Genomic DNA, 23,484 nt, shown 5'->3' with positions numbered 1-23,484 from the left:
CGGCCATGACGACCAGCAGCACCCACTACGAGCTCCTCGGTGTCCCCGCGGGGTGCTCGCAGTCCGAGATCCGCGCGGCCTACCTGCGGATGGCCCGTCGGGTCCACTCCGATCACGGCGGCAGCGACGCGCTCTTCCGGCTCGTCCAGGAGGCCTACGAAGTCCTCCACGACCCGGCGCGACGTGCGGCGTACGACCGCACGCTGCGGTCGACGGGCCGCGACACGGGCGAGCGGCGGGAGCGCGAACAGCAGGCACGTGAGCAGCGCGAGCGCGAGGACCGCGATCGGCGCGCGCGGGAGCAGCGGGAGCGCGAGGAGCGCGAGCGGCAGACGCGCGAGCAGCAGGCGTGGGAGCGGCACGTCCGCGCGGAGCGCGCGTCCTCACAGCGGCGTGCGGGGTGGTGGTGGGCCGCGGCGGTGGCGGTCGTCGTGGTCGTGACGGTGGTGTTCGTCCTCTCCTCGGGCTCCCCGACCGGCGGAGTGTCCCCCGCGGCCTCGCTGCGCCGGATCGCGGTCTCGGTCGACGCGGTCGCTGTCGCGCCGGGTGGGCGCACCGCCTACGCGGCCGACACGTCCGGGAACCTCGTCGTCATCGACGTGGCGGCCGGCGCGGTCCTCCGCACGGAGCACGTGCAGGACGTGGCGCCCAGCGCCTACCCCACACCGTCCCTGGCCGTGGCGCCCGACGGCGCGCGGGTCTACCTGTCCTACAAGTCGAACTCGTTCCTGCCGGGGTCGACGGCGATCACCGTTGTCGACGGCAGGACCGGGAGCCGCACCGCCGATCTCCCGTACCCGGACGCGAACGCCGTGGCCGTGTCGGCCGACGGCCGGGAACTGTACGTCGCCACCGACGAGCGGATCGCCGTCGTCGACACGGCCAGCGGCACCGAGGCGAGGTCGCTGCCCCTCCCGGCCACGGCGTTGGCCCCGACGACCGGTGGCCGGGCCTACGTCGTGACGGCCAGCAGGGTCGCCCTCGTCGATCTGGCCCGCGGCGTGGTGGTCGGGCGACCCGCGACCGTCGGGTTCTCGACCCGGGACCTCGTGGCCGCCCCGGACGGGACCCGCGCGTACCTCTCGTCGAACAGCACCGCGGACGGGACCGCCGCGGTGAGCACCTTTCGGCCCGACACCGGTGGTGTGGCGCTCTCGTACGTCGCGCCGGGCACCCCGGCGCGGCCGGCGGCACCCGAGGGGCTCGCCGCCTCCGCGGACGGACGCCGGCTGTACGCGGTCTTCGGGTATCCGTCCTCGCCGTCGCCACCGGCCAGCACGCTCGCGGCGCTCGACACGTCGACTCCCCAGCTGCGCCCGCCCGGGGAGGTGAGCGTTCCGCCGGCGCGCTGTCTCGTCGCCGCCCCGGACGACGGCCAGGTCTACGTCTGCTCGTCGTCGTCCGTCTCGACCTACGACGTCTCGGGCTGACGTCCGATGCCCGCGGCCATCGCCTGAACCGTGCGGGGGCGGCACTGACGTCCGTCCGGCGTAACGCCGTCGGCCGGAGTGCGATGGACCATGTGCTATGAGCACCGTGGCGGTCACCTCTCCCTCGGCCGCCCGACGACCGGTCCCGGGTCGTCCGAGGACGGAGAGCTGGTCGCTCCTCGCCGTCGCGGCGGCCCTGGGCGCCACGGTGTGGACCGCGGTCTGCTACCTGCCCGAGCTGTCGGTGCGGCCCCTGACGAGCGCGGCCGCGCTCCTGGTCGCGGTGGGGTTCGCCGTCGCGGCGGTGGTGGTGGCCGCCCAGCCCGGACGGCGGTCCGCGGGTGTGGTGCTCGCCGCGACCGCCGTGCTCTGGCCGTTGAACAGCCTGGGTGGCTGGAACGTCGGGGCGATGCCGCTGGTGCGCCAGCTCGCGGAGTGCGTCTTCTGGGTGCTGCTGGTCGCCGCGGTCCTGCTGTACCAGCATTCGCAGTTCGGTCTGCGTGAGCGCCTCTTCATGACGTGGATCGCCGTCGAGTTCGTCGGCGGCCAGCTGCTGTGGGTCGCGATCTCGCGGCCGGAGTGGTCGGGCCAGCCCGCCGACGCGTGGTGGCCCTCCCTCGCTCCGGACCCGGCGGTGTTCGAGGTCGTCCGGGCGGTGCTGGCGGCGCTCTACCTCCCGTCCACGGTGCTGTTCGCCGCGCTGGTGCTGACGCGGACGCGCCGGATCGCGCCGGTCGACCGGTACTCGATCGCGCCGGTGGTCGGCGCCATCGCCGTCGGCGGGGCGGCGGCCGGGTTCTCGTGGTCGTTCTACGAGGGCACCACGCTGCTGGTGGCGGTGCTGCTGGTCCCGCTGCCCCTCGCGTTCGTGTACGCCGCCACCCGGCTCTCCCGGCTGCGGCTGCGGCTCACCGAGGCGCTCGACGCCTCGACCGCCCCGGACGGCACCGGCCCGCACGCCGAGGTCACGGCGGCCCTGCGGTCGGTCCTGCGCGACCCGCAGCTGTCGATGACGTTCTGGTCGGCCGAGCGCGGCGAGTGGATCGGGGAGACCGGCCAGGTGCGCGCGCCCTTCGCGGAGGGCCGGGTCGAGATCCCGGTCCTGCGAGCCGACGGCCGCCTGTGCGCCGTGGTGAGCACCCGGGCGACCTCGCTCGCCGCCCGCCGCGAGGTGGAGGCGGCGGTCCGTCTCGCGGGCACCGTCATCGAGAACGCCGGACTGCGCGCGGTGGTGCAGGCCCAGGCGGAGGCCGTCGGCCGGGCGCACGCCCGCACGGTGCAGGCCGGGGTCGAGGAACGCCGCCGCCTCGAGCAGGATCTCCACGACGGTGCCCAGCAGCGGCTGCTCGGGGTCCTCACCCTGCTCGCGGTCGCCCGTCAGGGCGCCGCCGGCGGGGACGGGACCGCGGTCGACCGTGTCGAGCGCGAGGTGCGCAAGGCCCTGGCCGAGCTCCGCGACCTCGCCCATGGCCTGCACCCGACGGTGCTGACCCGCGACGGCCTCACCGAGGCGCTGACCGAGCTGGGGGAGCGGCTCGCCCTGCCGGTCGACGTCCGGGTCGGGGTGGGCCGGCTCGAGCCGGCGCTCGAGACGAGCATCTACTACGTGGTGAGCGAGGCCCTCACCAACGTCGGAAAGCACGCCGGGGCGGAACGGGCCTGGGTGCGAGTCGCGCCCGGTGACGTCGGGGTCGACGTGGAGGTCCGGGACGACGGCGTCGGTGGTGCCGACCCCACCGGTCGCGGCCTGCTCGGGCTGGCCGACCGCGTCGTCGCCCTCGGTGGTCGGTTCATCCTGCACAGCCCCGCGGGGGCCGGCACCCGCATCCGGGCGTGGGTGCCGTGCGGGTGATCCTCGCCGACGACGCGGCCCTGTTCCGGTCGGGGCTGGCGGGCCTGCTCACGGACGTCGGCGTCGAGGTCGTGGCCGAGGCCTCGGACGGACCGGGCCTGATGGCCGCGGTCGAGGCCACGGAGCCGGACGCCGTCGTCGTCGACATCCGGATGCCCCCGACCTTCGTCGACGAGGGCGTGGTGGCCGCCGAGCAGCTCCGGCGGACGCGGCCCCGGTTGGCGGTGCTGGTGCTGTCGGCCCACGTCGAGAGCGGCCTCGCGGTCCGGCTGCTCGGCGCCGGCTCCGGCCGGGTGGGGTACCTGCTCAAGGACCGCGTCACCGACGTCGCGGCCCTGCACCAGGCCCTCGTCCGCCTGCTCGACGGCCAGGCCGTCATCGACCCCGACGTCGTCTCCGGCCTGCTCGACCGCCGCGTCGCCCGCAGCCCGCTCGACCAGCTGAGCGGCCGCGAACGGGACGTGCTCCGGGCGATGGCCGAGGGTCGCTCCAACGCCGGCATCGCGGCGGTGCTGCACCTCAGCGAGCGCACCGTGGAGAACCACATCGCCCACCTGCTGACCAAGCTCGACATCGACGCCGATCCCGAGCACCACCGTCGGGTCCGCGCCGTGCTGCTCTGGCTCCGGGACGCCGCGCGGACGCACTGAGGGCTGGGTGCCAGCACCCATCCGAGGTCGGGTGCCGGCACACAGGCCCGCGCCCGCCGCTATCCCTAGCGTCGTCGTCGAGGGGATCGGCGGCGACGGACGGGGAGGGTGGACGTGTCCACCGTGATCATCAGTGTGATCGTGCTCGTGGTGCTGTTCTTCGTGGTCCGCGAGTGGCGGGCCACCAGGACTCCGCCCGCGCCGATCCTGGGTCGCCCCGCGGCGGTCCCGGCCCGCTCCGCCCGGACGCCGGGCCGACACCCCGCCTACGACGTCCCGGTCGGGAGCAGCAAGGACACCGTGCTGCGACGGCTCGGGGAGCCGAGCGGCGGTCGCTCCACCGGGGCGGACATCTTGCGGGGGTCCGAGGTCGTCGCCGGCTTCGGCAGCCTCGGCGGCGGATTCCTCCGGACCGAGTACTGGCTCTACGAGAACGCGCCGCGGGGACACGACACGAAGATCGTCATCAGCGCCCGCGGGGTGCTGGAGAGCCTCGAGGTCGTCCCGCACGCGGGCAACCCGCGGGGCGTGCCGCGTCACGTGATCTCGGCGCCGGACCGGCGGCAGCCGATGGCCGCCCGGTGGGCGGCGGACCGCGAGTCCGTGCTCGGCAACCGGGACGACACGGCCCGCGCGCTGGCGGAGTTCGCCGAGACCGCCGCCATCGAGGACGTCGAGCTGGGTCTCACCGACCGCCAGAAGGACCAGCGGTACGACCGGCCGCACCTCGACGCCGTCCTCGACGACCCCGGGCAGCCCGCGTGGATGCGCGCCCCCGTCGCGGTACGGGCCATCGGCCGTGAGCTCGACCGGCGCGGCGGCTTCTCGCTGATGCAGGACACCTACTACCGCGCCCGGGAGCTCAGCAGCACCCCCGGCCGTGTGAGCGTCGTCGAGCTGCTCTGGGACCGCATCGGCGACTGGGAGCGCTAGGCCCCGAGCATGACCTGCGGGTCGCCGGACCAGAACCTGTTCTCGATCACGAGCCGCGACATGCGCCAGGCCCCGTCGTCGCGGACGTAGGTCATGTCGTAGCGGTTGTCCATCGTGCAGTGGCGGTCGCGGACGCCGGGCGGGTGGTGGATGGCCTGGACGAGGGCCGTGACGCGGAACCCACCGGCCTCGGCGTGCAGGACGCGGACGTTGGTGACGCGGTGCAGCGTGTCCATGGGTCCGACGCTGGCCGCGACGCCGTCGAGGATGCCCCGGCGGCCCTCGAGGACGGGGAAGTCGATCCCCATGGCGCGGGCGGCGGGTCCGAAGTCCAGCGTGGCGTCGGTGGTGAACACCGGGCCGAGGATTGCGGGGTCGTGCTCGTCGATGCCGGCGGCGAAGTCGGCGAGCGCGGCGGCGATGTCCAGCCGGTCGTCGGCGGTGAGGGAACGGGTCGGGGTGGGGGTGGCCATGGAGGTGGTCCCTTCGGTCGATGGGGGACGGCGTCAGCCGTCGACGGTGGTCCAGGGGTCGTAGGTGGGGTCGGCGAGCAGGGCGTGCAGCCGCCGGCGGCGGAACCCGTTGTTGCCGCCGCTGAACAGCGGGTAGGCGAGGGCGTCCTGGAGGAGCCCGGCGAGGGGCAGGTGGTGGCCGTAGGAGTCCACGCCGATGACCCGCATGAGCTCCACCAGCGTCTGGACGGCCGCCTCGGAGCCGAAGATCTTGGTGTGGACCGACAGCTCCTCGGCGGCCGGCGAGCCGCTGTCCACCGCGGCGCAGGCCGCCCGGGTGAGGCCGCGGACGGCCTCGATCCGGGTCTTGACGTCGGCGAGCGCGAACCCCACGCCCTGGTGCTCGACCACCGGGACGAGTCCGCCGCGACGGTCGGTGCGCGCGAACCCGAGGGCGACGTCGAACGCCGCGCGCATCACGCCCGCGGCGCACGCGCCGATGAGGGCGCCGCCGAACGACGCCGCGACGATCCCCAGCCCGTCGCCGACCTCGCCGACCACGTCGGCGTCCGGCACGCGGACGTCGGTCAGGGTGAAGCGGGGCAGCAGGTGCGCGCGGTGGCCGAGCGGGTCGAGGAGCTCGGTGATCTCCAGGCCCGCGATCGGCCCCGGGACGAGGAGCACCGCGGTCGAGCGGCGCGGATCGGGGTCGTCGCCGGCGCGGCAGACGACGCTCATGAGGTCGGGCCCGGTGCCGTCCCAGCCCGTCGCGTGGGACACCCACTGCTTCTCGCCGCGGATCGTCCACCACCCGTCGGCGTACCGGGCCGTCGTCCGCAGCCCGACGTCGAGCCCGGTGCCGGGATCGGCCTGGTCGAGGTTGGCGGTGCCGCCCGGCTCGGACAGCGCGAGGGAGGCGACGGGGGTCCCGGACGTGGCCAGGAACGGGGGCAGGTACCGGGCGTGCTGGTCCGGTGACCCGGCGCGCAGCAGGGGGGTCAGGCCGAGGCCGGTCGAGAACAGGTGCAGGGCGACGCTCGGGTCGCCGGCGACGAGCTCCTCGGCCATCGCCGCGGTCGCGGCCGCGCCCGTCCCGTCGCCGCCGAGCGCCTGGGGGACGAGACGGCGCAGGAAGCCCGCCTCCACCATCTGGCGGTAGAAGGGGCGGGTGGCCCGGTAGCGCTCGGTCGCGGTGGGCAGGGGGTCGGTGACCTCGCGGACGTGGGCGAGGACGTCGCCGGCGAACTCGCGGGCCCGGGCACGGAGGGTCGCCTGGTCGTGGGGGAGGGCGGTGGCGGTCACGGCGGTGGTCCTCAGTGGCCCGCGCTCTGTCCGCCGTCGACGTGCAGGGTCTCCCCGGTCACGAAGGTGGCGGACTCGAGGTAGAGGACGGCGTGCACGATCTCGTCGATCTCGCCCATGCGGCCCACGGGGTGGAGACCGGCGTAGGCGTCGTAGGCCTCGACGGGGTGCATCGGGGTCTTGATGATCCCCGGCGACACGGCGTTGACGCGCACGCCGGAGCCCGCGCACTCGATGGCCAGTGACCGGGTCGCCGCGTCGAGCCCGCCCTTGGTGAGGGACGCGAGCACCGAGGGAACGGCGCTCATGGGGTGGTCGACCAGGGAGGTGGTCAGGGTGACCACGTGGCCGCGCCCCCGCTCGAGCATCGCCGCGACCGCGCGCCGGGTGATGCCGAAGAAGCCCGCGAGGTTGAGGCCGACCATCGCCGCGAAGTCCTCGTCGGTGGAGGCGGTGAAGGGCTTGGCGAGGAACGTGCCCGCGTTGTTGACCAGCGTGTCGACGTGCCCGAACCGCTCCAGCGCCGCGTCGACGACGCGCTCGGCGGTCCGGGGGTCGGTGAGGTCGCCCGGCACGGCGTGCACCTGCGGGTCGTCCGACGGCGCGATGCTGCGCGAGGTGGCGACGACCGCACAGCCGAGCTTGCGGTAGCCCTCGACGACGCCGGCGCCGATGCCGCGTGACGCGCCGGTGACGATGACGACCTTCTGGTCGGTCGCGTTCATGGTTCCTCCTCGGGACGTGCGGGATCGACCGGGCCGCCGGCGGGCGGCCCGGGGGTGTGCTCGGGATGGGGTGTCTCAGGCGCGCAGCGGGCGCGGGCCGCCGCGGTCCCACCGGCCGGACCGGCGGATCTCGCCGGCCGTCATGCCGAACTCGGCCTTGAGAGCCCGGCTCAGGTGCTCGGTGTCGGTGATGCCCCACCGGGCGGCGATCGCCGCGGCGGTGCGGCCGTGCAGCGACTCGTCGACGAGGTCGCGGCAGACCCGCTCCAGGCGTTGCCGCCGGATCCAGGCCGACAGGGTGCTGCCGGTGGGCGCGAGCACCTTGTGCAGGTACCGCACGGACACCCCGTGGGCCCGCGCGACCGACTCGACGGTGAGCCCCGGGTCGGACAGGGACGCCAGGCAGTGGGCGAGCACCCGGTCGGCGAGGTCGTCGCCCGCGCCCTGGGGCGCGATGTCCACCAGCTCGGCGATGACGAGCGAGACGATCGCGTCGGCGAGGTACTCCTTGCTCCGGCTCGCGGCGCCCAGGGTGCAGGCGTCGACCTTCGCCGCGAGCCCCTCGAACAGCGCGCCCACCACGTCACGGGGGCCGTGGTCGGTCCCGACGGCGACCGCCGTCCGCCCGGCGAGCGCGTCGGCGTGCGAGCCCAGCGCCGCGACCGGGACGGTGACGACGACCGCCTCGTAGGGCTCCCAGAACGTGACCTCGTAGGGCCGCGAGGTGACGTAGTTGACCAGGTCGCCCGGGCCGAGCAGGCCGTGCCGACCGTCCTGGGTGACGCCGGCCCGTCCCGTGCGGAGCAGGGCGACGGTGAGGAGGTCGGGGTCGTCGGGCTCGATGAGCCCGGGGCTCCGGGTCAGGACGCACGGGCTGCCGCTGACCACGCTGACCCCGACCTCGCCCGCCGCCGCGCTGCGCACCGAGCTGTGGAAGGTCCCGTCGGCGAGGGGCCGCACCCGCAGCGGAGCGAGCGAGCGAGCGAGGTGCGCGGCGAACCGGTCGCCGTCGTCGGCCTCCGCCACGGCGACCAGGCGGGCGGGCGCGGAGCCCGCCACGGTCCCTGAGCTCACGCGCCACCTCCTCGGCCGACCGGCCGGCCGCACGACCGGGCCGGTGGCACGACTGTAGGAGCGCCCACCCGCCCGCGGCCGCCACCGAGCGCACCGGCAGCCGCCAGATCGTGCACCCGACGGCGCCCGCCGCTCAGGAACTCGTGGCCCCCGGGTCCCCGGTGACCAGGGGGTTGTTGGGGCTGGCCGCGGGCTCGCCCGGAGCGGTGTCGGGGACGAACACCTGCCAGTCGCCGCTGACCATCGTCGGGTGCTCGACCAGCCGGGCGCCGTCGGCGTAGTAGGTCGCGCCCAGCACCATCCGGGGCTGGGTGGTGCGGTTGGCGCCGGCCGTGTGGCAGCAGAGCGTGTGGTGGAAGCTGACGTCGCCGACGGCGAAGGGCTCGTCGTAGAGCGGCACCCCGGCCCCGCGCAGGGCCTGCGCGACCCGCTGGTCGTAGGACGTCCCGACCTTGTCGAACGGCAGGTCGGCCAGGAGCTGCCAGGTGTCCATGCCCCGGGCGAACGACAGCGGTCCCATCGCCGCCGGCACGGGCTGCAGCGGCATCCAGGTCGAGATGACGTCGTGGGAGTCGAGCGGGAAGTGGTGCGCGTCGTAGTGCCAGGGGGTGCGGCCCGCGCCGGGCTCCTTGCACAGGGCGCTGTCGTGGTAGAGCCGCAGCGCGTCGACCCCGAGCAGCGCCGCGCAGATGCCGGCGACCCGCGGGGAGAGCACGGCGGCGCGCACCAGCGGGTCCTCGAGCCACATCATCTCGCGGGCCCGCAGCGAGGAGCCGCTCGCGTCGGCCAGCAGGTCGGTCAGGCGACGGCGCAGGACCTCGGCCACGCCCGGCGACACGACGCGGGGGAGGACGACGAAGCCGTCGGTGGCGAACGCCTCGACCGCGCCGGCCGGGACGTCGTAGGGCGCGGCCAGCTCGGCGACGACCGCCGCGTCGTCGGGCAGGGGACCGGGATCGGGCGCGGCGACCTCGACGAGGTTCACGCCGTCCGTGCCCGCCGTCCCGCTGTTGTCGGCCAGGGACATGTACCAGTCCCACCAGTCCTCGTTGTCCCGGTCCCACGCCCGGGCGACGTCGTGCCGGGCGCCGGCCGCCGTCTGGTCACTGAGGTGCGGGTTCGTGCTCACGCCGCCACCTCCCAGACGATCACGTCGACCTCCTGGTCGAACCCGTAGCGCCCGTCGGCCCGGCACCCGGCGAGGTACTCGCCGACGGCGCCCTCGGACTCCATGCGGTCGAGCGGCACCGAGTCGTCGAAGACGCACCGTTGCAGGAAGCCCTCGACCACCTCCCGGTCCGGGTGCCCGACCCGGTAGCGGATCGTGGTGGTGGACGGGACGGCGCCCGCGGCGACCAGCGCGTCGGTGACCTGCGCGGCCGACGTGAACGGGACCGCGTCCGGGGCGAAGGTGGCCCGGAACGCCTCGGCGAAGCGCAAGTAGTGCGACCCGGTGGTGGCGTGGACGACCGCGCCGAAGCCGCCGGGCCGCAGCGCCGCGTGCATCCGGGCCATCGCCGCGCCGATCTCGGCGGGCGGCACGGCGTACAGCGCGTGGGTCGCCCAGGCGGCGTCGAACCCGCCGACGTCCCCGGGCAGGTCCTGGATGCGGACCTCGTGCGTCCCGCCCACGACGAACGGCGGGCGCAGCACCGAGCCGGCCTCGTCGATCGAGAACCGCGAGGGGTCGAGCAGGTCGACCTCCACGCGCAGCCCGTCGACGGCCTCGGCGAGGCCGCGGCGCACCAGTTCGGCGGGGAACTTGCCGCTCCCGCAGGCGACGTCGAGCACGCGGACGCGGCCGCCGCGGGCGTGCCCACGGAGATCCGCCGCCCAGTCCCGCGCCGCGACCATCTGCCGGTAGTCCTCGAGCGCGAGGGCGTAGAACGCCTCCATGCCCGCCCGGCCCTCCTCGGCCCAGTGGGCGAGGCTCCGCTCTTCCGTCGTGCCGTGCTGGGGCATGGTCGTCCGACCTCCGTGGACAACCGCAGGGCCGGCATCGGGGTGAGCCGGCTCGCTCGCGGGCGATCCGAGCGAAGCACGCACCGTCGTGGTCCGCGACCGGAGCCGAGCGGGGTCTTCCTTCCTGACAGGAAGCCCTGTCAGGATGACGTCGTGGTCACCCGGGCCTTCCAGGGCGCGACGGCGGCGGAGCGCGTGTCGCAGCGGCGTGCGCGCCTGCTCGCCGCGGCCCTCGACGTGGTCGGCGAGCGGGGCGTCCGGGACTTCACGATGACCGCGGTGTGCCGCGCCGCCGGCCTGACCGAGCGCTACTTCTACGAGTCGTTCGCCCGCCGCGAGGACCTCCTCGAAGCGCTGTTCGACCGCGTCGCCGCCGACGCGCTCGACCTCGCCGTCCGGGCGGCCGACGCGGTGCCGCCGGCGCGGCTCGAGGACCGTGTGCACGCCGCGATCGGGGCGACGACGACGCTGCTCGGCGAGGACCACCGGGTGGCTCGCCTCTACCGCGAGGCGATCGGCCACCCCGAGCTGGCCGGACGCCGCCAGGACACGGTGGCGGCCTTCGCCGCCCTGCTGGACCGGCTGATCACCGACGCCCACCCCGACCTGCGCCGCGGGGACCTCCGGTTGAGCACGGTCGTGCTCACCGGCGGGGTCATGGACGCCGTCGGGGCGTGGCTGGACGGCCGCCTCGACGCGGACGTCGAGGCGCTCCTGACCCGCTGCGCCCGCCTCGTGGTGGCCGCGGCCGACCAGCACCGCGCGGAAGCGGCCCGTCCCCGGGAGGATCGATGACGTCCCTGCTGCAGCACCACGTCCAGCAGTACCTGGCGCACGCCGTGGGCCGGGTGCCGTCCACCCCAGGGCCGCTCGCGCCGCCGCCGCCGGGCAGCGGTCTGGAGGCGGTCCCCGGCGACTTCGGCGCACCCCTCGTCGGGCGGTCGCTGGAGTTCGCCGCCGACATGCTCGGCTTCGCCCGCCAGCGCTACGACAAGTACGGGGCCGTCTCGTGGACCGGGGCCTTCGGCCGGCCCATGGTCGCGGTGCTCGGCCCCGACGCACTGGGCCAGGTGGTGGTCAACAAGGACAAGTACTTCGGCAACGCCGACGGCTGGGGCTTCTTCATCGGGCCGTTCTTCCGCCGCGGCGTGATGCTGCTCGACTTCGACGAGCACCGCACCCACCGGCGCATCCTGCAGGAGGCGTTCACCCGCGACCGGCTCGCCGAGTACCTCGAGGTCATGAACCCCCGGATCCGGCGCAGCCTCGACGCCTGGACCACCGGCGACGGCGTCCGCGTCTACGACCGCATCAAGCAGATGACCCTCGACATCGGCACCGAGGTGTTTGTCGGTGACGAGCTCGGCCCGCGCGCCGACCGCGTCAACCGTGCCTTCGTCGCCACCGTGCACGCCGGCGTGGCCGTGGTCCGCGCGCCGGTGCCGGGCGGCTCGTGGAAGCGGGGCCTCGACGGCCGCAAGGTCCTCGAGGACTACTTCACCGCGCAGATCCCGGCCAAGCGCGCGGGCGAGGGTCGCGACATGTTCAGCGTGCTCTGCCGGGCCCGCAGCGACGAGGGCGAGACGTTCTCCGACGAGGACGTCGTCAACCACATGATCTTCCTGCTGATGGCCGCGCACGACACGTCGACGATCACGCTGTCGATGATGTGCTACCTGCTGGCGAAGAACCCGGAGTGGCAGGAGAAGCTGCGCGAGGAGTCGCTCGCCCTCGGCCGCGACGAGCTCACGGGCGCCGAGCTCGACTCCCTGGTCTCGCTCGACCTCGCGATGCGCGAGACGCTGCGGATGTACGCCCCGGTCGGCCAGCTCGCCCGCATCACGGTGCGGGACGCCGAGATCCAGGGTTTCCACGTCCCCGCCGGCACGCTGCTCTCGCTCGGCATCCACGCCACCCAGCGCATGGAGCCGTGGTGGGACCGCCCCGACGAGTTCGACCCCGACCGCTTCGCCCCCGAGCGCGCCGAGGACAAGTCGCACCGCTTCGCCTGGATGCCGTTCGGCGGCGGGGTCCACAAGTGCATCGGCCTGCACTTCGGCGGCATGGAGGTCAAGGCGATCATGCACGCCATGCTGCGGCGTTTCCGCTGGTCGGTACCCGACGACTACGTCATGCCCGTCGGCCTCACCACGGGCCCGACGCCCGCCGACCACCTGCCGCTGCGCCTCGAGAGGCTCTGAGCCCGGCGCGCCCGGTGCTAGCCGCCGCCCCGCCGGGACTGCCCGGGCGGGACGTCGGGCGGCCCGACGGCCCGCCCGTTCGCGCCGCCCCCGTCGCGGCCCGCCTGGCCGGGCGGGGTGTCCGGCGGGCCGACGGCGCGGCCCGGGGAGCCGTTGCCGCTGTTCCCCCCGCCGGGGCTCCCGTTCCCGCCCCCGCCCCCGCCGTTGTTCCCGCCGTTGCCGTTCCCGCCGTTGCCGTTCCCGCCGTTGCCGTTCCCCCCGCCCCGGCCGGCGTCGGCGGGGGCCCGGGACGAGGCGCCGGTCGCGGTCCCGGTGCGGGTGGCGTCCGGCCCCGGCTGCGCCGCGCCCGGCGCCGGCTCCGGGAGTGGTCCCGACGGCGACGGCGACCCCGACGGGATCGCGGCGCAGTACCCGTCGACGTTCGGCGCCCCGCCGGCGGCGCTGATCAGGTCGGCGAACGCGGGGTCGCCGCCGCGGGTCTGGCCGGCGGTCGACCAGGCCCCGCAGGCGGCCACCCGGTCCGCGTCGGACAGCGGGCTCCCGCGTCCGCTCCCGTCCGGCCTCGCGGCGGGGATCGTCGCCGGGACCGACACGGCGGGCGGTTGGTCGTGCAGCACCAGGGCCGCCGCCCCGGCCGCCACGCCCGCGGTGCCCAGGGCGAGGGCGAGGGCGGCGGCCAGCCCGGTCGGCGTGCGCCACCGGGCCGCCCGCGAGGGGGGTGCCGCCGCCGTCACGGGAACGGTCCCGACGCGCTGGGCGGTGACGAACGCGCTGACCGCGGCGGCCTCGCCGGCGAGCTCCTCGCGGTGCGCGGGTCCGGACGCCGCCGCGAGCAACTCGTGCAGCGGGCCGCTGCCCTCCCCGTCGAGGAGCGCCTCCGACTCCTCACGCGTCGGCCGCCCGCTCACGACTGCTCCTCCGCGTCGCCGGACGCCCGTCCGATCCGGCGGGCCAGGGTCTTCAGCCCCCGGTGGGCCGCCACGCGCACGGCGCCGGCCCGCTTGCCGAGGACGGCGCCGGCGGCCTCGGCGCTCAGCCCGACCACGGCGCGCAGCAGCACGGCCTCGGCCTGGTCCTGCGGCAGGGACCCGATGATCTCGACGGCCTGGGCGGTGGAGAGGGCCGCGATCGCCGCCTCGGCGGTGTCACCCGCGGCCGTGAGGTCGGCGAGCTCGGGGATCCCGTGCAGGCCGAGGGGCTCGGCCCGTCGGCGTGTGCGGGCCTTCACGAGGTCCAGCGCCCGGTGCCGGACGATGCTCGTCGCCCACCCGCGGAACCCGTCGAGGTCACCGAAGAACGACGGCAGGTCGCGGGCGATCTGCAGCCACGCCTCGCCGGTGACGTCGTCGGCGTCCTGCCCGACGAGCGCCCGCGCGTAGCGGAACAACCGCGGCTGGAGCTCGCGGTAGAGCGTCACGAACCCCGTGGCGTCACCCCGCATCGCCCGGCCGAGGGCGTCCTCGAGGTCCTCGGCGGGATCCACGTCAGGGCGCGGCGCGGCGCGGCGGGTGTCGTCGCGGGTCGGGCCGGCCGACGGGGTGGGCACCGGACCGGTCACGACGCGCGCCCCGTCGAGCCCGCCCGGCGCCGTCCCCCACGTCGTCGGCGCCGGGCGGGCCGGGCGCCCCGCGGCGGGCCGGGATGGTCCCCGACACCCGCCCGGGGACGTCGTCCCGGGGGCCGCTGCCCCTGCCCGGGCAGCAGCGCCCCGGGGCCGGGGATGCGCCGCACCTCCACCACGGCACACCCCCTCCGGCCGACCCGTCCACACGCCCCCCGACGGGTCGCGCGTGACTCCACACAGGGCCAGCGACACCGCGGTGCGCGCCGTTACACCCCGGCGGCCGACCGGGCCCCGGGATCAGCGATCCCCGGTCCTCGGCGGCGGGTCGGCGACGCCGGGCAGGAACAGCTCGGAGGTCACGGCATCGTCGGACGGGTCGTCGGGCAGCACCGGCGGACCGGAGGCCTCGTCGGCGGGTGCGCCGACGTCGCGGCAGGTGGCGTCGTAGATCGGCGTCTCGCTGGTCACCTGATCGCCGCCGTCGACCCGCCGAGCACCACGACCGCATTGATCAGCAGGCCGCGGTCGTCCACGCGGCGCAGCAGGTAGCGGTACCGGTCGTGCAGCACGGCGCGCCCGTCGGCGTCGTGGAAGGTCCACCGCACCGCGACCTCGACGAGCCGCGACGCCGCCGTCGACACCGTCTCGACCCGGTGGGACAGGGCCACGTACCCCCGCCGCCGGTGCTCCTCGACGACGCCGCGGAAGCCCTCGACGACCTGGCGGGACGTGGCGAGGACCGTCGAGTCCCACTCGGTCACGAACAGCACCGGGGTGACGTGGCACGCCGCGATGGCCTCCAGGTCGCCCCGCAGCAGCGCGTCGGCGTAGCGCTCGAGGAACGCGGCGACGTCGCGCCGCGTCCCGGCGCCGGGCCCCGACCCGGCCGACGAGGGCGCCCGGCGGGCGGCCTCGCGCTCGCGGGGCCGGGGGCCGGGCAGCGCCCGGGTCATCGGCCCGGGCTCGGTCGTCGTGGGGTCACGCGAGCACAGCGACGGACCCCGTCACGAGTGTTACACCCCCGCGCGGCGAGGGCCGGGACGCAACGAGGGGCGTCCCCACCGCGGTGGGGACGCCCCTCGTCGACTCCTCGTGGCGCCCGATCCGACCCCGGCCGCGTCGTGCTGTGCTCTGCGGTGGCCGGTCGGACGGCCGACGAGAACGCTAGGGGCCCGACCCGTTGGCGGGACCCCGCCGTCGGGGAAGTAGTTCCCGCCGGGCCGGTTGACCCGGGTGGGGGCCGGAGTGCCCGGACGCCCGCGGAGGTCGACGTGGGAACCTCCCCGCATGCGCGTGGGCATCCTCACCGGCGGCGGCGACTGCCCCGGTCTCAACGCCGTCATCCGGGCCATCGTGCGGCGCGGCATCCCCGAGTACGGCTACGAGTTCCTCGGGTTCCGCGACGGCTGGCGCGGGCCCCTGGAGGCGATCGCCCGGCCGCTGGACATCCCGGCCGTGCGGGGGCTGCTCCCGCGCGGCGGCACGATCCTCGGCTCGTCGCGGACCAACCCGTTCGCGATCGACGACGGCGTCGGCCGCATCAAGAAGAACCTCCAGGACCTGGGGGTGAACGCGCTGGTGGCGATCGGCGGCGAGGACACCCTCGGCGTCGCGACGGAGCTGCACGCCGCGGGCGTCAACGTCGTCGGGGTGCCCAAGACGATCGACAACGACCTCTCCGGCACCGACTACACCTTCGGCTTCGACACCGCGGTGAACATCGCGACCGAGGCCATCGACCGCCTGCACACCACGGCCGAGTCGCACCACCGCACGCTGATCGTCGAGGTCATGGGCCGCCACGCGGGTTGGATCGCGCTGCACTCGGGCATGGCCGGCGGCGCCAACGCGATCCTCATCCCCGAGGTGCGGTTCGACATCGACCAGGTCTGCGAGTGGGTGCAGAACCGCTTCCGGCTCGACTACGCGCCGATCATCGTCGTCTCCGAGGGCGCCATGCCCAAGGACGGCGAGGAGGTGCTGGTCACCGGCGAGAAGGACGCCTTCGGCCACGTCCGGCTCGGCGGTGTCGGTGAGTGGCTGGGCCGCGAGATCGAGGCGCGCACGGGCAAGGAGGCACGGACGACGGTGCTCGGCCACGTCCAGCGCGGCGGCACCCCCACGGCCCGCGACCGCTGGCTCGCCACGCGCTTCGGGCTGCACGCGATCGACGCCGTCGCGGCGGGGGAGTGGGGCCGGATGACGGCGCTGCGGGGCACGGACATCGTGACGGTCCCGCTGGGCGAGGCGACGCAGCAGCTCAAGCTCGTCGACCCGGCGCTGTACGCCGAGGCCGCGGTGTTCTTCGGCTGAGGGCCCGCCTCAGCGGGCGGCCCGCAGCGTGGCGACGAGGTCGGGGAAGCGGCGCACCCAGCGGCGCTGCCACGGGGTCTGCACGGCGCGGTGCTGGAAGTGGTGGCGGGTCCAGCTCACCGCGTGGTCCGCGGGCAACCCGTCCAGGATGGCCAGGCACGCGATGACCGTGCCGGTGCGCCCCTTGCCCGCGCGACAGGCGGCCTCGACCCGCTCGCCGGCCCGGGCCCGCCGGTGCAGGGCCACGATGGCCTGCGCGGCGTCGCGCGGGTCCGCCGGGAGCCCGAAGTCCGGCCACTCGAGCCGTCGGTGCGACCAGGTGGGTGGTAGTCGACGCCGAGGTAGAGGCCGAACTCCGGCTCGTCCCCGGACGGCAACCGGTACTGGACGCCTCGCCCCCGCACCACCGTGCCCCCGGGGAGAACGAAGGTCGCACGCCAGTCACCGGAGGGTTTCGCGGAGGCCGCCACGGGACCCACTGTGCCCCATTCCTGCCGGACGGTCGCCGACCGGCACGATGTCGCAGACCGATGCGCGCAGCGGCGAGGTCCCGCTGACGGGATCGCTGGGTTCCTGGCGGAGCACCAGGTTGAGGTTGGCGCTCTCGGGCCCGAACGGTGGGTGGCCGGGGAGCCCGAGCTCGGCGCACGCCTGCCACCATCCGTGCTGCCCGACGACGACACCGGGATCGAGCGACCGGTTGAACCGGGCGCGGGCGCGGACCGCACCGTGCGGGGTGTCGATCCACACCCAGTCGCCGGAGCTGACGCCGCGCGCCACCGCGGTCTCGGGGTGCAGCTCGACCTGCGGGTCCGGAGCGCCTCGGCGCAGGCTGGCGACGTTTCGGTGCTGCGTCTCGCAGAACCACAGCGACTTCGCGCAGCTGAGCACCAGCGGGAAGCGGTCGGCCAGGTCGGGGCGCGAGGCCGGGCTCAGGCCTGGCTCCTCGAACGTCGCCACGGGTGGGTAGCCCGCCGCGAGGAAGCGCTCCGAGTAGAGCTCGATCGTGCGCGTCGGGGTGGGGAAGCCGCGCGCCACACCGCCGCTCACCTGGGCGTACTTGCGGTGACGCGTCGTGAGGGGCACGCGGACACCCCCGGGCGCCGCGCGGAGCTGCTCCAGGGTGACACCGCTCGGGGCGAGCTGGTGGCGGAACGCCGCGTCGAGGTCCCCGTCGAAGAAGTGCTCGCCCAGCCCGAGCCGGAGCGCGAGGTCGAAAACGATCCGCAGGTCGGATCGTGCCTCCCCGCGCGGAGGTGCGAGCGGTTCGCGCAGCTGCACGAGAGACTGCGCCTCCTCGCTGACCTCGAACCCGACCCGCAGTGCCGTCGCCTCGAAGGCTCCGGCCACCGGCAGCACGATGTCGGCGAGCTCGGCGGTCGGGTTCATGAAGAGGTCCGCGTGGACGGCGAAGTCGAGGGCGGCGATGGCGTCGCGTCCGCGAGAGCTGTCGCCGTGCGCCATGACGAGGTTGGCGCCGAAGTCGACCAGTCCCCGGGCCCGGTACGGGCGCCCCTCCAGGGCGGCGGTGTAGAAGTCCTCGCCGGTCACGAACTCGAACCGGGCGGGGCCGAGCGGGCGTTCCTCCACCCCGAGGGCCGGCGCACGGTGGGAGCGGGGGAAGACATCGGCGCCGTCGATCGGGTTGGTCGGCACCTTCGGGAACGCGACGTTGCCTCCGGGGACGTCGAGGCTGCCGACGAGGGCGTAGAGCTGGCTGACCGCGCGGATGATCTGGGTGGTGCCGCTGTGCTGCTCGAGGCCCGACCAGGTGTAGAAGGCGAGCGGGCGGGACTCCCACAGGGTGCGGGCGGCATCCTCGATCGCCGCGGCCGGGACCGTCGTGATGCCCTCGGCGATCTCCGGTGCCATCGCGCTGCACCGCTCGGCGACCAGTGCGAACGCAGGTCGACAGGTGATCGGGCCGCGCGGCGTCGCGACCCGGTGGGTGCCGGACAGGGCCAGGCGCTCCTCGCCCACCGCGTACCGGCCCGTCGCCGGGTCGTGCGCCACGGGGGTGCCGGCGACCTCGTCCCAGGCGACGTGGTGGGCCGGGTCGCCGCCGGCGGCGATGTCGTCACCGCGCAGGAGCCGCCCGTCGTCGTCGCGGACGAGCAACGGCGCGTTGGTCCAGCGCCGGACGAAGGCCTCGTCGTACCAGCCGTTCTCGATCATGACGTGCGTGAGGGAGAGGGCCAGCGCCGCGTCGGTCCCCGGCCGGACGCGCAACCAGTGGTCGGCCCTGGTCGCCAACCCGGCGCGGCGCGGGTCGACCACGACCAGCCGGGCGCCGCGCCGGAGCGCGGCGACCGTGCCGGTCGCGTGCGCGAGGCGGGCGATCGAGGGGTTGTACCCCCAGAACAGGATGACGCCGGCCCGGTCGAGGTCGGGCATGTAGCCGCCCGGCACCGGCTCGCCGAACGTGTACGTCGAGGCCAGCGCCCGCCCCCAGCCGCAGAGCTCCATCGACATGCACATGTTCGGACTGCCGAAGCCACGCCGCAGACGACTCACCCAGTCGACCGAGTCGGACATCGCCGAGGTCGACGGGGACGCGCTCGCGAAGACGACCGACTCCGGGCCGTGCTCCTGCGCCAACGCCGTCAGCCGCGCCGCCACCGTGTCGAGGGCCTCGTCCCAGCTGATGCGTTCCCAGCCAGGGTCGGTGGCGCCCTTCGGCGCGGTCCGCCGCAGTGGGTGCAGCAGGCGCTCGGTGTGGCGGGTGATCTCGGGGGCGACCTTGCCCTTGACGCACAGCGCCTGGCCCGTCGGGTGGCCGGGATCGGGTGCCAGCTCGACGAACTCCCCGTCCCGGATCGTGGCCCTCGCGCCGCACTTGGACACGCACAGCGGGCAGAACGTCGCGATGGTCCTGGTCGTCGCGTTGCGGTCCATGGCGCCCCGTTCTCGTGACGGAGGGGAGCCACAGTGTGGGTCTTCTGTGTCGGACGGGCCATCGTCACGCCGTGACTTAGCTCGGATGGCCGAGTCGGTTATTGCTGAATGTGTTCGTGCGGTGATGGCGCCGCCAGAGCCGGGTCTGCAGTAGCTACCGGGAGCACGTCGGAGCAACCTAGGGTGTGAGCCTCGTCACCACCATTGGGAGGCGCCGTGGACCGCCCGCTGCTGACCCCCGCGTCGAGCTACGACGAGCTCCGGCGCCAGGTCGACTTCACCACCATGGACATTCCCGAGCGGTTCAACCTGGGGGTGGCCTGCGCCGATCGGCAGGACCCGGCCGCGCGGGCGCTCACCGTCGTCGAGCGCGACCGCAGCGCCCGCGACCACACGTTCGGCGAGCTCACCGAGGCGTCGAACCGGCTGGCCAACGCACTCGCCGACCTCGGCATCGGACGCGGCGACGTCGTCGGGCTGGTCAGTCCGGCGTCCTTCGAGACCGGCACGGCGTTCGTCGCGATGTTCCGGATGGGCGCGATCGCGCTGCCGCTCTCGGCCCTGTTCGGGCCGGACGCGCTGCGCTTCCGGCTGCGCGACGCGGGCGCGAAGGCCGTGGTGACGGCCGCGGCCAACGCGGACCGCGTCCGCGAGGCGCTCGACGACGGCGGTGCCCGGGTCCCGCTACTGGTGATCGGTGACTCCTACGAGGAGGCCCTGGCCGTGGCGTCGCCGGAGTTCACCCCGGTCGACACGGCGGCCGAGGACCCGGCGTTCCTGATCTACACCTCGGGCACCACCGGCGACCCCAAGGGCGCGCTGCACGCCCACCGGATCGTGTTCGGGCACCTGCCGGCGTTCGAGGCGATCTACGAGTTCTACCCGCAGCCCCACGACGTGCTGTGGTCGCCTGCCGACTGGGCGTGGATCGCGGGGATCATGGACATCCTCGTGCCCGCCTGGTTCCACGGGCTGCCGGTGGTGGTCGACCGCGAGCCGGCGTTCACCGCCGAGCGCGCCGTGTGGCTCATGCGGGAGTACGCGGTGACGCTGACGCTGCTGCCGGCCACCGCGCTGCGGGTGATCCGCGCGTCCGGGCTCGAGGGCGGCGGGTTCGCGTTCCGGGCCGTCGGCTCCGGCGGGGAGGCCCTGGGCGCCGACCTGCTCAAGTGGAGCGAGGAGTTCTTCGGCGCGACCGTCAACGAGGGCTACGGGCAGACCGAGCTCAACGCCTGCATCGGCAACTGCGCCTCGGTCTACCCGGTGCGCCCCGGGTCGCTGGGCAAGGCGCTGCCGGGCTTCACCGCGGTGGTGCTCGGCGACGACGGCGAGCCCGTCGTCGACGCCGTCGGCGAGCTCGCGCTCGACCGGCGCACGCCCTCGACGATGCTCGAGTACTGGCGCAACCCGACGGCGACCGCGGAGAAGTTCCACGGCGAGTGGCTGCTCACCGGCGACCTGGCCCGCCAGGACGCCGACGGCTACGTGTGGTTCGAGTCCCGCAAGGACGACGTCATCAACTCCGCGGGCTACCGGATCGGGCCCGGCGAGATCGAGCAGAGCCTCGGCGGGCACGAGGCCGTGGCCATGGCCGCCGTGGTCGGGGTACCGGACGAGCGGCGCGGGCAGGTGCCGAAGGCCTTCGTCGTGCTGCGTCCCGGCCTGACCCCTTCAGCCGACCTCGCCGACGAGCTGCGGGCCCACGTCCGCGCCCGGCTGGCCGCCCACGAGGTGCCGGCGGCGATCGAGTTCCTCGACGAGCTGCCCCGCACCACCACCGGCAAGATCATGCGTCGCGCGCTGCGGCAGGACTGAGCGTCGACCTACTCCCGCTCGACGACGCGCAGGCCGGCGGCCGGCGTCCACCACTCGACGACGAGCCGCGTCGCCTCCGGGTTCAGGTGGGTGTGCACGACCTCCGCGACGTCGACCCGGAACAGGTCTCCCTCCGCCCCCTCGGTGACGGGGCCGGCGGCGAGAGCCCGTCCGGCGATCTTGGCCTCGCCGGGCCAGCGTGCCTCCTGCCCCTCGACGGGGTCGACCGTCGCGCTGTGCAGGGCGAAGCGCGCGTCGCGGGAGAGGTCGGCGCCCTTGCGGGCGCCGGGCATCGAGCCGAACGTCAGCTGCCCGTCCGCGAACGACGTCTCGATGCCCGAGATGCGCGGGGCGCCGTCGGCCCGCAGCGTCGCGAGGGTGTGGTGCCGGTGCGCCTCGAACAGCGCCCGCACGCGGCGGGCCAGCTCGGGCGCCGCGTGCTCGACGTCCTGCCAGGTGGTCACGCGCCGATCCTGGCACCGACCCCCGACAGTGAACCCCCTAGTCCGCCCCGGGCACCGAGCCCGGCGGGAGGAACTCGACGTCGTGCAGCGCGGACTGCCGCACGACCTCCGCGGGGTCGGTCAGGTCGTGCAGCTGGTCGAACAGCTGGGCGAGCCGGCCCGACGGGCTCACCCAGAACAGGGCGCGGGCGTCGGCGTCGCCGCGGTTGTAGTACGCGTGCGGCAGCCCGCGGGGCATGAGCACGGTGTCGCCCGGCCCCGCCTGCTCCCACTGCCCGTCCAGGTAGAGCGTGAACACGCCCGCCTTGACGTGGATGTGCTCGTCCTGCGTGGGGTGGACGTGCGGCGGCACGCCGGTACCGGGCGGGTCGAGGGTCTCGAAGGCGAAGCTGTGCTCGCCGATCGCCTTGGCCCAGTAGGTGTGGCCCAGGACGTTCCACACCCGTCGCTGCTGGGCCTCGTCGACCCGGATGATGCCCTTGGGGAGGTCACCGAGCACGATCTCGTCGCCGTCGAACACGGACCCTTCCTACCCGACTGACCGACGCCCGCCTAGGACGCCGACACGGCCTTCGACCGCTCGACCGCGAGGCGGTCGACCAGGTCGTTCATCTCGTCGCCGGAGTGGCCCTTGGTCCAGCGGAAGGAGACGTCGCCGCGGTCGTTGACGAGCGTGATCAGCGGCTCCCAGAGGTCCCGGCTGACCACCGGCTTCTTCGCGCTCGTGGTCCAGCCGCGGGCGATCCAGCCCTTCCACCAGCCGTCGCGGAAGCAGTTGACGACGTAGGTCGAGTCGCTGACGACGACGAGCGGGCCGTCCAGCGCGCGCACCGCCTCGAGCGCGGCACGGATCTCCATGCGCTGGTTGGTCGTGCCGGCCTCCCCGCCGCTGTCCTGGCGGCCGTCGCGGGTCGCCCACGCCCAGCCGCCGGGGCCGGGGTTGCCGGAGCAGGCCCCGTCGGTCCACACCTCGAGGGCGCCCTCGGCGGCCGGCATGTCCGGCCGAGCCGGCTTCTTCGGCTTGCTCGCGCGAGCCGCCGCGGGTGCGTCGGCGCAGGCCTCGTGCGCCCACCGCTCGCCCGACCGCGCGATCTGCTCCCCGGGGCTCACGGACGACCCGCAGACCCCGCACGTCGTGGCGTACTTCGCGGTCATCGGCACCGCGCCAGGTTAATCCGGGCGGTGCCGGCGGATCACACCTCGGTCTTGAGGATGCAGATCGCCAGGTGGGCGTCCTCGACGGACTCGCGGGCGGCGGCCGCCAGCCCGGCGTCGGCGGTCGCGGCGACGCGGGCACTGTCGGCGGCCTGCTCGAGCTCGATCACGGCGTCGCGGGCGGTGCCGTTCGACGCGGCCGTCGCCTTGGCGGCCTTCTCGTCGAACTCGCGCACGACGGCGACGAGCACCGGTGACGCGCCCCCGTCGCCGTCGACGGCGGCCACGGCGGACGCCGTCTTCTGCTTGACCTCGTGGAGGCGGCTCACGATGTCGATCATGTTGGTTCCTTCCGGGTGGCGGGGATGTCCGCGCCGGCCGGGGTCGGCCACAGCGTCGGGCCGGTGCGCTCGGTGCGCAGACGGCAGCCGCACGCCGTGGGCGAGCCGGGCAGCGCCAGGACGTGGGTCGTGAGGTGCGGGATGAGGGCGTCGCCGTCGGTCGCGAAGCGGTGCCCGAGGCGGGCGTACGCCGAGAGCTCCCGGTGCAGGAGCTCGCCGAGGGGCCCGGGGTAGCGGAGCCGGGCCCGGTCCGCCGCGGCCCGGTAGTGGTCCTCGCCGAGGAGCGCGGCGCAGGGAGGCGGCTCACCGCCCGCCGTCCCGCCCATCGTCGAGGTCATGGTCGTCGACGCTAGGAG

Annotated in this window: 25 protein-coding genes; 8 read left to right on the top strand and 17 right to left on the bottom strand. The window is 75.0% G+C overall.

Going from position 1 to position 23,484, the window contains the following annotated elements:
• The first annotated feature begins 5 nt into the window (after positions 1 to 5).
• The 4 genes from ABD994_RS12135 (at position 6) to ABD994_RS12120 (ending at position 4,865) form a co-directional block, all read left to right on the top strand.
• On the top strand, positions 6 to 1,430 hold the full coding sequence (locus tag ABD994_RS12135; RefSeq protein ID WP_345414539.1) for a DnaJ domain-containing protein: 1,425 nt from the start codon (positions 6 to 8) through the stop codon (positions 1,428 to 1,430).
• Positions 1,431 to 1,527: 97 nt separating this feature from the next.
• Complete coding sequence (locus ABD994_RS12130; RefSeq protein WP_345414536.1) at positions 1,528 to 3,282, top strand: sensor histidine kinase; 1,755 nt, start codon at positions 1,528 to 1,530, stop codon at positions 3,280 to 3,282.
• Positions 3,264 to 3,932: a response regulator gene (locus ABD994_RS12125; RefSeq protein ID WP_345414534.1), complete on the top strand. Its 669-nt coding sequence runs from the start codon at positions 3,264 to 3,266 to the stop codon at positions 3,930 to 3,932. Before ABD994_RS12130 ends, ABD994_RS12125 begins: the two co-directional genes overlap by 19 nt.
• A 123-nt stretch (positions 3,933 to 4,055) precedes the next feature.
• Positions 4,056 to 4,865 (top strand): hypothetical protein, encoded by an 810-nt coding sequence (locus ABD994_RS12120; RefSeq protein ID WP_345414531.1) that lies wholly within the window; start codon positions 4,056 to 4,058, stop codon positions 4,863 to 4,865.
• Here the strand turns inward: ABD994_RS12120 and ABD994_RS12115 are convergent.
• From ABD994_RS12115 to ABD994_RS12090, 6 genes are all read right to left on the bottom strand, one after another.
• Positions 4,862 to 5,338 (bottom strand): nuclear transport factor 2 family protein, encoded by a 477-nt coding sequence (locus tag ABD994_RS12115; protein WP_345414529.1) that lies wholly within the window; start codon positions 5,336 to 5,338, stop codon positions 4,862 to 4,864. The genes ABD994_RS12120 and ABD994_RS12115 overlap by 4 nt on opposite strands.
• Positions 5,339 to 5,371: 33 nt before the next feature.
• The gene (locus tag ABD994_RS12110) at positions 5,372 to 6,619 is read right to left on the bottom strand and encodes an acyl-CoA dehydrogenase family protein (protein ID WP_345414526.1); all 1,248 of its coding nucleotides are present in this window, start codon (positions 6,617 to 6,619) and stop codon (positions 5,372 to 5,374) included.
• Between the two features lie 11 nt (positions 6,620 to 6,630).
• Positions 6,631 to 7,344 (bottom strand): SDR family NAD(P)-dependent oxidoreductase, encoded by a 714-nt coding sequence (locus tag ABD994_RS12105; RefSeq protein WP_345414524.1) that lies wholly within the window; start codon positions 7,342 to 7,344, stop codon positions 6,631 to 6,633.
• A gap of 75 nt (positions 7,345 to 7,419) precedes the next feature.
• The gene (locus ABD994_RS12100; protein WP_345414522.1) at positions 7,420 to 8,418 is read right to left on the bottom strand and encodes an AraC-like ligand-binding domain-containing protein; all 999 of its coding nucleotides are present in this window, start codon (positions 8,416 to 8,418) and stop codon (positions 7,420 to 7,422) included.
• A 133-nt stretch (positions 8,419 to 8,551) separates the two neighbouring features.
• Positions 8,552 to 9,547: a phytanoyl-CoA dioxygenase family protein gene (locus tag ABD994_RS12095; RefSeq protein WP_345414519.1), complete on the bottom strand. Its 996-nt coding sequence runs from the start codon at positions 9,545 to 9,547 to the stop codon at positions 8,552 to 8,554.
• Positions 9,544 to 10,380, bottom strand: a complete 837-nt coding sequence (locus tag ABD994_RS12090; protein WP_345414517.1) for a class I SAM-dependent methyltransferase — start codon at positions 10,378 to 10,380, stop codon at positions 9,544 to 9,546. Before ABD994_RS12090 ends, ABD994_RS12095 begins: the two co-directional genes overlap by 4 nt.
• A gap of 153 nt (positions 10,381 to 10,533) precedes the next feature.
• On the opposite strand from ABD994_RS12090, the gene ABD994_RS12085 reads away from it, so the two are divergent.
• On the top strand, positions 10,534 to 11,175 hold the full coding sequence (locus ABD994_RS12085) for a TetR/AcrR family transcriptional regulator (protein WP_345414515.1): 642 nt from the start codon (positions 10,534 to 10,536) through the stop codon (positions 11,173 to 11,175).
• Positions 11,172 to 12,581 (top strand): cytochrome P450, encoded by a 1,410-nt coding sequence (locus ABD994_RS12080; protein ID WP_345414512.1) that lies wholly within the window; start codon positions 11,172 to 11,174, stop codon positions 12,579 to 12,581. The genes ABD994_RS12085 and ABD994_RS12080 overlap by 4 nt, the downstream gene beginning before the upstream one ends.
• 17 nt (positions 12,582 to 12,598) lie before the next feature.
• Here ABD994_RS12080 and ABD994_RS12075 read toward each other — a convergent pair whose 3' ends face one another.
• The 4 genes from ABD994_RS12075 to ABD994_RS12060 form a co-directional block, all read right to left on the bottom strand.
• Positions 12,599 to 13,489, bottom strand: coding sequence for a hypothetical protein (locus ABD994_RS12075; protein WP_345414510.1), 891 nt, complete (start codon positions 13,487 to 13,489; stop codon positions 12,599 to 12,601).
• Positions 13,486 to 14,139 (bottom strand): RNA polymerase sigma factor, encoded by a 654-nt coding sequence (locus ABD994_RS12070; RefSeq protein WP_345414508.1) that lies wholly within the window; start codon positions 14,137 to 14,139, stop codon positions 13,486 to 13,488. Before ABD994_RS12070 ends, ABD994_RS12075 begins: the two co-directional genes overlap by 4 nt.
• A gap of 303 nt (positions 14,140 to 14,442) precedes the next feature.
• On the bottom strand, positions 14,443 to 14,613 hold the full coding sequence (locus ABD994_RS12065) for a hypothetical protein (protein ID WP_345414506.1): 171 nt from the start codon (positions 14,611 to 14,613) through the stop codon (positions 14,443 to 14,445).
• A complete protein-coding gene (locus ABD994_RS12060) occupies positions 14,610 to 15,098 on the bottom strand; it encodes a hypothetical protein (RefSeq protein WP_345414504.1) in 489 nt (162 codons plus the stop codon). The genes ABD994_RS12065 and ABD994_RS12060 overlap by 4 nt, the downstream gene beginning before the upstream one ends.
• Positions 15,099 to 15,432: 334 nt before the next feature.
• On the opposite strand from ABD994_RS12060, the gene ABD994_RS12055 reads away from it, so the two are divergent.
• A complete protein-coding gene (locus ABD994_RS12055) occupies positions 15,433 to 16,458 on the top strand; it encodes a 6-phosphofructokinase (RefSeq protein WP_345414502.1) in 1,026 nt (341 codons plus the stop codon).
• Positions 16,459 to 16,467: 9 nt separating this feature from the next.
• Here the strand turns inward: ABD994_RS12055 and ABD994_RS12050 are convergent, their stop codons facing one another.
• Positions 16,468 to 16,704 (bottom strand): protein-tyrosine phosphatase family protein, encoded by a 237-nt coding sequence (locus ABD994_RS12050; protein ID WP_345414500.1) that lies wholly within the window; start codon positions 16,702 to 16,704, stop codon positions 16,468 to 16,470.
• Positions 16,705 to 16,899: 195 nt separating this feature from the next.
• On the bottom strand, positions 16,900 to 19,353 hold the full coding sequence (locus ABD994_RS12045) for a molybdopterin-containing oxidoreductase family protein (protein ID WP_345414498.1): 2,454 nt from the start codon (positions 19,351 to 19,353) through the stop codon (positions 16,900 to 16,902).
• A 216-nt stretch (positions 19,354 to 19,569) separates the two neighbouring features.
• Between ABD994_RS12045 and ABD994_RS12040 the strand changes: the two genes are divergently transcribed.
• Complete coding sequence (locus ABD994_RS12040; RefSeq protein ID WP_345414496.1) at positions 19,570 to 21,168, top strand: AMP-binding protein; 1,599 nt, start codon at positions 19,570 to 19,572, stop codon at positions 21,166 to 21,168.
• Between the two features lie 8 nt (positions 21,169 to 21,176).
• Here ABD994_RS12040 and ABD994_RS12035 read toward each other — a convergent pair whose 3' ends face one another.
• The 5 genes from ABD994_RS12035 to ABD994_RS12015 are packed head-to-tail and all read right to left on the bottom strand — an operon-like array spanning position 21,177 to position 23,466.
• Positions 21,177 to 21,632: a pyridoxamine 5'-phosphate oxidase family protein gene (locus ABD994_RS12035; RefSeq protein ID WP_345414494.1), complete on the bottom strand. Its 456-nt coding sequence runs from the start codon at positions 21,630 to 21,632 to the stop codon at positions 21,177 to 21,179.
• A 37-nt stretch (positions 21,633 to 21,669) separates the two neighbouring features.
• Positions 21,670 to 22,152, bottom strand: coding sequence for a cupin domain-containing protein (locus ABD994_RS12030; RefSeq protein ID WP_345414492.1), 483 nt, complete (start codon positions 22,150 to 22,152; stop codon positions 21,670 to 21,672).
• A 32-nt stretch (positions 22,153 to 22,184) separates the two neighbouring features.
• On the bottom strand, positions 22,185 to 22,787 hold the full coding sequence (locus ABD994_RS12025) for a ribonuclease H family protein (RefSeq protein ID WP_345414656.1): 603 nt from the start codon (positions 22,785 to 22,787) through the stop codon (positions 22,185 to 22,187).
• 38 nt (positions 22,788 to 22,825) lie between these two features.
• On the bottom strand, positions 22,826 to 23,128 hold the full coding sequence (locus ABD994_RS12020) for a hypothetical protein (protein ID WP_345414490.1): 303 nt from the start codon (positions 23,126 to 23,128) through the stop codon (positions 22,826 to 22,828).
• Entirely contained in the window at positions 23,125 to 23,466 is a 342-nt protein-coding gene (locus ABD994_RS12015) for a hypothetical protein (RefSeq protein ID WP_345414488.1), read from the bottom strand. The genes ABD994_RS12020 and ABD994_RS12015 overlap by 4 nt, the downstream gene beginning before the upstream one ends.
• Positions 23,467 to 23,484 lie beyond the last annotated feature (18 nt).

Source organism: Actinomycetospora chlora, assembly GCF_039542135.1.
GTDB classification, from domain to species: Bacteria; Actinomycetota; Actinomycetes; order Mycobacteriales; family Pseudonocardiaceae; genus Actinomycetospora; species Actinomycetospora chlora.
Note: the sequence above shows the minus strand (reverse complement) of the source record. Positions and strands in the feature narration are given on the sequence as shown.